This is a genomic window from Streptomyces sp. NPDC085931 (genome assembly GCF_044540565.1).
GTDB lineage: Bacteria > Actinomycetota > Actinomycetes > Streptomycetales > Streptomycetaceae > Streptomyces.
Genome location: NZ_JBITSK010000002.1, coordinates 60,068 through 69,380, shown reverse-complemented (window position 1 = coordinate 69,380; position 9,313 = coordinate 60,068). Strand labels below are relative to the sequence as shown.

At 74.2% G+C, this 9,313-nt stretch carries 6 protein-coding genes; all 6 read right to left on the bottom strand.

Annotation, left to right across the window (positions count from 1 at the left end):
• Positions 1 to 48: 48 nt before the first annotated feature.
• Positions 49 to 1,083 (bottom strand): ketoacyl-ACP synthase III family protein, encoded by a 1,035-nt coding sequence (locus ACIGAN_RS03665; RefSeq protein ID WP_365099786.1) that lies wholly within the window; start codon positions 1,081 to 1,083, stop codon positions 49 to 51.
• Positions 1,084 to 1,193: 110 nt separating this feature from the next.
• Entirely contained in the window at positions 1,194 to 5,234 is a 4,041-nt protein-coding gene (locus ACIGAN_RS03660) for an AMP-binding protein (RefSeq protein ID WP_399854660.1), read from the bottom strand.
• Positions 5,227 to 6,078: an ABC transporter permease gene (locus tag ACIGAN_RS03655; RefSeq protein ID WP_365743310.1), complete on the bottom strand. Its 852-nt coding sequence runs from the start codon at positions 6,076 to 6,078 to the stop codon at positions 5,227 to 5,229. Before ACIGAN_RS03655 ends, ACIGAN_RS03660 begins: the two co-directional genes overlap by 8 nt.
• Positions 6,078 to 7,067, bottom strand: coding sequence for an ATP-binding cassette domain-containing protein (locus ACIGAN_RS03650; RefSeq protein ID WP_399854659.1), 990 nt, complete (start codon positions 7,065 to 7,067; stop codon positions 6,078 to 6,080). The genes ACIGAN_RS03655 and ACIGAN_RS03650 overlap by 1 nt, the downstream gene beginning before the upstream one ends.
• A 49-nt stretch (positions 7,068 to 7,116) precedes the next feature.
• Positions 7,117 to 8,322 (bottom strand): cyclic dehypoxanthinyl futalosine synthase, encoded by a 1,206-nt coding sequence (gene mqnC, locus ACIGAN_RS03645; RefSeq protein ID WP_399854658.1) that lies wholly within the window; start codon positions 8,320 to 8,322, stop codon positions 7,117 to 7,119.
• Between the two features lie 37 nt (positions 8,323 to 8,359).
• Entirely contained in the window at positions 8,360 to 9,265 is a 906-nt protein-coding gene (locus ACIGAN_RS03640; RefSeq protein WP_399854657.1) for a menaquinone biosynthetic enzyme MqnA/MqnD family protein, read from the bottom strand.
• Positions 9,266 to 9,313 lie beyond the last annotated feature (48 nt).

Sequence of the window (9,313 nt, the reverse complement as noted above, 5' to 3'; positions counted from 1 at the left end):
GCCCGCCCCCTCATCCGAGGGGACGGGCCCTTGCGTCGTGCCGCGCGGTCACTCGGCCCAGTGCGGCACCTCGGTGACCGTGACCACGGCCGCGCTGCACAGCCAGCCGGGCCCCTGGGACACCAGCAGCACGTGGTCGCCGGGGGACACCGCCCGGGTGCGGACCAGGTGCTCCAGCGTGATGAACACGTCCGCGCCGCCCACGTGCCCCACCGCCCGGCCGAAGTCCCAGCTGCACCGGTCCATCGTCAGCCCCAGCGGCATCATGATCGAGTACTCGATCATCCGGCCGTCCATGTTGATGGGGACGACCTTCGCCAGGTCCGAGGCGTTGATCCCGGCGTCCACCAGGGAACGCTGGATGATGTCCAGGTCGAACAGGGTCAGCTTCTCCATCGTCTCCGACAGCGGCATCTCGCGTTCGGTGAACCGCTGCGCCCGCTCGGCCATGTCGGACATCGACCCGGCGCCCTCGCGCAGCACCAGCGGTCCGTCACCGCGGTGCCACTTCTCCAGCTCGTGCAGCACCCCGGAGTTCAGCGACCGCACCTCGGCGAACCCGCCCTCGTCGCTGACCAGCGCCGCCGCCGCGCCGTCCCCGAGGATGTACGCCTGCCCGAAGCCCCGCCAGCGGTCCATGGTGGGGGAGGAGAAGTTCTCCCCCGTCGTCAGCAGCACCGACCCCGCCTCGGCGGCCCCCGTGAGCTTGCCGATCGCCACCTCCAGCGCGCTGAGCATGCCGTCGCAGCCCTGCTGGAGGAAGAGCGCGGGCAGCCGTCCCAGCCCCAGCTCCCGCAGGATGTAGCCGGGCGGGTACGCGCCTTCGGGTGCCTGGTAGTGGACCGCGCTGTGGATGTGCGCCCCCAGGTCCTCCGGGTCGATCTTCGAGCGGTCCAGCGCGATCCGCGCCGCCGACACCGCCAGGTCCATCGCCGGTACGTCCCCCGCGACATGCGCCCCGGTCAGGCCGTTCGCGGCCTGGATCTCCGCGTCCAGCCGGCCCTCGGCCACCGCCTGCTCGGCACTGGCCCAGGCGGGCAGCACCACGCCCAGCGACTCGACGTACACGTTCTCGACACGCATCTCTTCCTCCTCCTGGCCGGCCTGTCGGGCCGGCCTCCATGGGCGGCGTCGAACACGGCACCGGGCGGCAGCGCACCCCTCGGTGCCCTGCCGCCCGGCGTCGGCCCGCCTCAGCCGGCGAGCAGTTCCTCCCGCAGATGACGGGCCAGCCCCGCCGGTGTCGCGAAGTCGAAGACCACCGACGCCGGCAGCGACAGCCCGGTTGCCGACTCCAGTGCGTTGCGCGCGGTCAGCGCGGTCAGCGAGTCGAAGCCCAGCTCGCGGATCTCCTGGTCGGCGGGCACCTGTCCGGCGCCGGTGCGGCCCAGCGCGTCCGCGAAGTGCCCGCGCACCAGACGCAGCAGGATCTCCTCCTGCTCGGCGCCCGTGAGCGCGGCCAGGCGGTGCCGCAGCCCGCCGGGGTCGGCGACCGCGTCGCGCGCGGCCCGCCGCACCGTGCCCGGCGCGAGGCCGCGCAGCAGCGCGGCGCTCGCCGTGAGGGGCGCGACGGTACGCGGGCGCGGTATCCCGGGCCGCTCGGCGGTGAGCGCCGGCCGTCCGGCGTCGACGGCCGCGGCGAACAGGTCGGCGGCCTCCTCCGGCGGTCCGGCCGGGCCGCGCACCGACACGGCCGCCACCCCCGCCTCCCGCAGCCGGCGGGCGCAGACGTCGAACACCGCCGCGACCGCCGCGTCCGCGGGTCCCGCCTCGCGCGGGCCGGGCGTGGCGAACACCACGGACGTCACCGCGGCGGAGGGTGCAGAGCGGACCAGCTCCAGTGCCGGGTCCACGACGGGGCGCAGCGCGGCGTCCACGTCGGCGTCCCGCTCGGCCCGTACGGAAGCGGCGAACACCACGGTCGCGGGACCGGCGGCGAGCAGTGCCCGGACGGATCCGGCCGGGTCGCCGGGCTCCCACGGCACCGGATCGCCGTCCCACGGCACCGGATCGCCGCCCCCGGTGGCCGTCGGCATCCGGTCGGCCGCGTTCTTCGCGTACGGGCCCGCCAGCAGCGGCCGGAGCCCGGGCCACACGGCCGGCAGGAACGCCGCCGGACCCGCCTCCTCGCCCGCGGCGAACAGCGCGACCCGCCCGGCCGGGGGACTGTCGGGCACCGCCACCGGCAGCCGGGCCGCTCGCGGCCGGCGGACCTCGCCGCCGCGCAGCGCGAGCCGGGGCTCGCCCGAGGCGACTGCGGCCTCCACCCGCCGCCAGGAGCGTTTGACGGCGTCGGTCTCGATCAGCGCGAACCGGCCCGGCGCCCGGTCCTGGACCGCGCCGACCAGACCCCACACGGCGGCGGCCGCCGGGTCCGGCGGCACGCCGTCCTCCCGGGCGGCGAGGGCGCCGCGGGTCAGCACGACGAGACGGCTGTGCGCGAAGCGGGGACCGGCCCAGTGCCGCACCCAGCCCAGGGCCTCGTCGACGGCCGCGCGCACCGCGTCGGCGGACGACGGTCCCTCCGCCGTTCCGGCCGGCGACACGACCACCACGTCCGGTACCGGGGCGCCCTCCTCCACCGCGGACAGCAGCTCCGGCAGACCGGGCTGGATCTCGCAGTAGCGGCCGGCCGACATCAGCCCCGAGCGGGCCCCCAGCGCGTCCGCGCCGACGACCGTCCAGCGTTCCTGCCGCGGCGGCGTGCGGGGCAGGTCGAAGACGTCCCACACCTCCTCGAACAGGCCGTCCTGCTGGGCCGCGGACGCCGCCCGGACGGCAGCGCGGGCGAACGGGGCGAATGTCACCGAGCGCGCCGTCAGCACCGGGTCCCCGGCACCGTCCGAGGCGTCCACCGACCAGGTCCCGTCCGCCGCGGCCCGCAGCCGCACCCGCAGCACCGACGCGTCCACCGCGTACAGGGACACCTCGCGCCAGGACACCGCGGTCACCGGTTCCGGTGACCTGCCGGCCGCGGCCGCGAACGCCGCCTCCAGCAGGGCCGGGTGCACCTCGAAGCCGTCCCGCGCCGTGGTCCAGTCCGGCAGCGACACCTCCACGAACACCTCGTCGTTCCGCCGCCACACCGCGCCCGGCACCCGGCCGTCCGGCTCGGCGTCACCGGCGCTGTCGCGGCGGGCGCCCTGCGGGGGCCACACGGCCACCGGATCGTCCGGCTCCGGCAGGGCGCCGGGCGCCACCGCGCCCGTCGCGTGCCGGGCCCACGGGCGGTCCGCGGCGCCGTGCGCGTCCCGCCGTCCGTGCACCTCCACGCGCCGCACACCGGCACCGTCCGCCGCGCCCACGGTCACCCGCAGCTGCACACCGTCCTCGCGGGGCACCACCAGCGGCTCGTCGGCCGAGAGTTCGACCACGCGCGCGCAGCCGGCCCGGCCTGCCGCGTACAGCACCAGCTCCAGCAGCGCGGATCCGGCCAGGACCGTGCCGCCGCCGGTCCGCCGCAGCAGCGAGGGGTCGGTCCCGGCGGCCGTGAGACGGCCGGTGTACACCAGTTCCTGCCGGTCGGGCAGCTCGACGCACGCGGTCAGCAACGGGTGACCGGTGTCGTCCAGCCCCAGGTCGGCGGCGCCGGTGTACCGGCGGGCCGACTCCGCGGCCTGCCGGTTCCGGCGCCACAGCAACCGGCCCGCCGCACCGGCCAGTTCCTTGCGGATGACCTTGCCGGCCGGGTTGCGCGGCACCTCGGCGATCTCGTGGATCTCCTCCGGCAGCTTGAACGCCGACAGCCGCTCCCGGCACACGGCCAGCACGGCGTCGACGTCGATCCCGTCCGGGCCCGGCACCAGGTAGGCCGCGGGGACCTCGCCGAGCGACTCGTGCGGGACACCCGCCACGGCCGCGTCGGCCACCCCGGGGGCCGCGGCGAGCGCTTGCTCCACCTCGCGCGGGTGGATGTTCTCCCCGCCGCGGATGATGAGCTCCTTGAGCCGGCCCGTGATCGTCACATAGCCGTCGGCGTCCTGCCGGGCCAGGTCACCGGTGCGGTACCAGCCGTCCGACAGGACGGCCGCGGTCTCCTCCGGCTGCCGGTGGTAGCCCAGCATCAGGGCGGGGCTGGAGACCCAGATCTCCCCCTCGGAGCCCGGTTCGACCTCCGCGCGGGTGCGCGGATCGGTCAGCCGCAGCGTCAGCCCGGGCAGCGGCACCCCGCACGAACCCGGCACGTACGGCCCGCCGGGCAGGTTGGTCGTGATGGCGCCGCCGGTCTCGGTGGAGCCGTAGCTGTCCAGCAGCCCGATGCCGAAGGCGGCCCGGAACTCCTCGTGCAGGGACCGCGGGCAGGAGGAGCCCGCCACCATGCACACCCGCAGCCGCGGCACCTCCACGGCACCGGAGCGGGCCAGCTCCACCATGTGGTGGAACAGCGTCGGCACGCCCACCAGGAACGTGGCGTCCTCCTCCCGCGCCCGGAGCAGCACCTCCTCGGCCGCCGGCGCGTCGGTGATGCGGGCGCTCGCGCCGACGGCGACCACACCGAGCACGCAGATGTTGTGCGCCGCCGCGTGGAAGAGGGGCATCGGCCACACGAGGCGGTCCTGCGGCGACAGCCCCAGCAGCGGGGCGTTGCACGCGGCCGTCGCCCACAGGGAGCCGCGCTGCGTGGAGACGACGCCCTTGGGGCGTCCGGTCGTGCCGGAGGTGTACAGCATCCAGGCCGGCTCGTCCAGGCCCAGGTCGTCGCGGGGCGGGTCGCGCAGCGACCAGGTCGACGCCAGGACCTCCCACTGCGGCAGCGTCTCGTCGCGGGCCTCGGCGAACCCCGGCTCGGAGGCGTCACCGACCAGGATCACCACGACGTCCGGCCGGTCCGCGAGGACCCGGCGCACCTGCGGCAGCTGCGCCGCACCCGTGATGACCACCCGGGCCGCGCAGTCCGCCAGCAGATGGGCCAGTTCGGGGTCGGTCGACTGCGGGTTCAGCGGCACCCCCACGCCGGCGGCGCGGGTGACGGCGAGATAACTCTCCACCGTCTCCACCCGGTTCGGCAGGTAGATCACCGCCGACTCGCCGCGGCCAAGACCCAGGCCCACCAGGTGCCCGGCGACCCGCGCCGTGCGCCGGTCCAGCTCGGCCCAGGTGACCGAGCGGCGGCCGTCCTTGAAGGCGACGCGGTCCGGCTGCCGGGCCGCGTGCCCGGCGAGCAGTTCGTGCACCGGCCGGATCAGATCCGCCCGGAACGTGGCGTCCGTCATCAGGCCGTCCCCCTCAGGCACCGGCCGCACGGTAGCGGCGTACCGCCAGCGTCCGGCACACCACGGCGATGACCACCGACCAGGTCACCGAGACCAGCACCGGATGCTGCGCGGGCCATGCCCCGGTGGCGGCGAGCCCCGGGTTGCCGAACAGCTCGCGGGCCGCCTGCACCGTCGCGCTCAGCGGATTCCACTCGGCGGCCCAGCGCAGCACCGTCGGCAGCGTGGACGGCGCCACGAACGCGTTGGACAGGAACGTCAGCGGGAACAGCCACAGGAAGTTGCTGGTCGCCGCCGCCTCCGGGGCGCGCACCGACAGTCCGACGACGACGCCCACCCACGACAGCGCGTACCCCATGAGCAGCAGCAGCGCGAAGGCCGCGACCGCCCGGAGCACACCGTGGTGGATCCGCCAGCCGACCAGCAGCGCGCAGAGGATCATCACCACGATGACGATCACGTTCTGCACCAGGTCCGCGACCGTGCGCCCGGTCAGCAGCGCGCCGCGCGCCATCGGCAGCGACCGGAACCGGTCCACCATGCCGCTGTGCACGTCGGTGGCCATGCTGACGCTGCTGTTGCTGGCCGTGGCGAACGCGATGGTCTGGGCGAAGAACCCCGGCATCATGAACTCCCGGTAGGCCGCCGGGCCCTGCGCGCCGGGCAGTCCGAAGGAGCCGGCGAACAGGTAGGCGAAGAGCAGCACGAACACCACGGGCTGCACCAGGCTGAGGATCAGCACCTCGGGGATCCGCACCATGCGCAGCACGTTGCGCCGGGTCACCACCAGGACGTCGCGTACGGCCTTGGCGGCCGTACCGGGCTTCAGTTCGGGTACGGCGGGTGCCGCTGCCGACACGTTCATCACTCCTTCTCGCTCGGCGCGCCGACGCCCACCGCGGCCCACCCGGTGCCTGGTGACACGTTCTCGGTCAGGGCCAGGAAGACCTCGTCCAGAGTGGGGCGGCGCAGCCCGATGTCGGTGATCTCGATGCCCTCGGCGTCCAGCGCGTTGACCACCTCCGCCAGCAGCCGCACCCCGCCCTCGGCCGGCGCGGACACCGTGGCCCGGGGCCGGTCGACGTCCGGGGTGCGGCCGGCGAGCCGGGCCAGCAGCCGTGCGGCGGCGTCGAGTTGCTCGGACCAGGACACGACCAGCTCGATGCGCCGGCCGCCGGCCCTGGCCTTGAGGTCGTGGGGGGTTCCCCGGGCGATGATCCGCCCGTGGTCGACCACCGCGAGGTCCTGGGCGAGCCGGTCGGCCTCCTCCAGGTACTGGGTGGTCAGCAGCAGCGTGGTGCCCTGCCGCACCAGATCCTCGATGGCGTCCCACAGCAGCAGCCGGCTCGTCGGGTCCAGACCGACCGACGGCTCGTCCAGGAACATCACCGAGGGCCGCACCACCAGCGCGCACGCCAGGTCCAGGCGGCGCCGCATGCCGCCGGAGTAGGTGCTCGACACCCGGTCGGCGGCGCCGGCCAGGTCGAACCGGTCGAGCAGTTCGTCGGCGCGCCGCCGGGCCGGGCGCGAGCGCAGCCCGTACAGCTCGCCGATCATGCGGAGGTTCTCGCGGCCGGTGAGCCGGTCGTCGACGGCGGCGAACTGGCCCGACAGGCCGATCGCGAGCCGCACCGAGTCCGGGTCGCGGACCACGTCGTGACCGGCCACGGTCGCGGTGCCCGCGTCCGGGCGCAGCAGCGTGGTGAGCAGACGCACCATGGTGGTCTTGCCCGCTCCGTTGGGGCCCAGCAGCCCCAGCACGCTGCCTTCCGGTACGTCCAGGTCGACTCCGTCGACGGCCCGGACATCGCCGAAGGTCTTCACCAGACCCGTGGCGTGAATGGCGCCCGCCATGGGCTTCTCCGTCCTTGTGCGCAGGGGTGGGGGTGGGGGAGCGCGGTCGTCAGGTGGCGGCGATCAGCTTCAGTTCCGGGTGTGCGGTCCCGCCCTCGATGGCCGTGGAGGACACGTGCGAGACGACGCGGTCGTCGACGGGGTCGTTCGCCGGGTCGTCGTGCACCACGAGGTGCTCGTAGGTCGTGGAGCGCTGCGCCGGCACCCGTCCCGCGGCGCGGATCAGGTTGATCAGCTCCATCAGGTTGGAACGGTGCCTGGCGCCCGCGGAGGACACGACGTTCTCCTCGAGCATGACCGAGCCGAGGTCGTCGGCGCCGTAGTGCAGGGAGAGCTGGCCGACCTCCTTGCCGGTGGTCAGCCAGGAGCCCTGGATGTGCGGCACGTTGTCGAGGAACAGCCGGGCGACGGCGATCATCCGCAGATACTCGAACAGGGTGGCCTGGGTACGGCCCTTCAGGTGGTTGTTCTCGGGCTGGTAGGTGTACGGGATGAACGCGCGGAAGCCGCCCGTGCGGTCCTGGACGTCACGGATCATGCGCAGGTGCTCGATGCGCTCGGCGTTGGTCTCACCGGTGCCCATCAGCATCGTGGACGTCGACTCCACGCCCAGGTTGTGCGCGATCTCCATGATCTCCAGCCAGCGCTCGCCGGACTCCTTCAGCGGGGCGATGGCCTTGCGGGGCCGCTCGGGCAGCAGCTCGGCGCCGGCACCGGCGAAGGAGTCGAGGCCGGCGGCGTGGATGCGCTGGATGGCCTCCTCCACGCTGACCTTGGAGATCCGCGCCATGTGCTCGACCTCGGAGGCGCCCAGGCTGTGGATGACGAGCTGCGGGAACTCCTTCTTGATGGCGGCGAAGTGCTTCTCGTAGTACTCGACGCCGTAGTCCGGGTGGTGGCCGCCCTGGAACATGATCTGGGTGCCGCCCAGCTCGACCGTCTCCGCGCAGCGGCGCAGGATGTCGTCGAGGTCGCGGGTCCAGCCCTTGGCGGTGTCCTTCGGCGCGGCGTAGAAGGCGCAGAACCGGCACGCCGTGACGCAGACGTTCGTGTAGTTGATGTTGCGCTCGATGATGTACGTCGCGATGTGCTCGGTGCCTGCGTACCGGCGGCGGCGCACCGCGTCGGCGGCGGCGCCCAGGGCGTGCAGCGGGGCGTCGCGGTAGAGGTCGAGGGCCTCTTCGGGGGTGATCCGCCCACCGGCGGCAGCACGGTCGAGGACGGACTGGAGGGAATGGTGTGGAGGTCGGGACACGGTGCCGGCCTTTCCGGTGGCGTGGTCGGGGAAGTGATCAGGAAGCAGCGGGTTCGAGCAGCCGGACCACGACGTCGGGCGGGAAGCCCGCGTCGTCTCCGCCGACCCGCTGGGCGAACTCGGCGATGCCGGCGAGCTGGGCCCGGCCGAGGCTGAAGTCGAGAGCGGTGGTGTAGTAGCGCTCCAGCGTCGCGGCGTCGAACTCCTCCCATTGGGCGGCCTGTTCGCACACCTTGGTCACCTCGGCCAGCGACAGGTCGCGCGAGGCGAGCAGGTCGGCGTGGACGCGGTGCACCAGCTCCGGCTCCCGGTCCAGGAAGTCGCGGCGTGCCGCGAAGACGGCGAAGACGAACGGCAGACCCGTCCAGTCCTTCCACATCCGGCCCAGGTCGTGCACCCGCAAGCCCATCCTCGGTGCCTCGTGCAGGGCCGCGCGCAAGGCCGCGTCACCGATGACCACGGCGGCCTTTGCCTCGGACATCATGGTGCGCAGGTCGGGCGGGCAGACGTAGTAGTCGGGACGCACCCCGACGCGCTCGGCCAGCAGCAGCTGCGCCAGGCGCACGGAGGTGCGGCTGGTCGAGCCCAGCGCGACACGCTGACCGTCGAGGTCCTCCAGCGGCACCTGGCTGACGATCAGGCAGGACATCACGTCGCCGTCGCTGCCGACCGCGATGTCGGGCAGGGCCACCAGGTCGTCCGCGTGCCGCAGGAACTCCAGCAGGCTGATCGGCCCGATGTCCAGGTCGCCCGCGGCCAGCGCGTCGTTGAGGCCGTCCGGGGTGTCGGTGTGCAGCTCCATGTCGAGGAGGGTGCCGGTGCGGGCCAGCCCCCAGAACAGCGGCAGGCAGTTGAGGAACTGGATGTGCCCCACCCGGGGCCGGCGGCGGCGCACCGGGATCGGCACCGGCGCCGGTGCCTCGGGGGCGAGTTGCTCGGTCATGGTGCACAACTCCCGGAACGGGTCGAGGGGGACGGGCGGCGGAGGGAG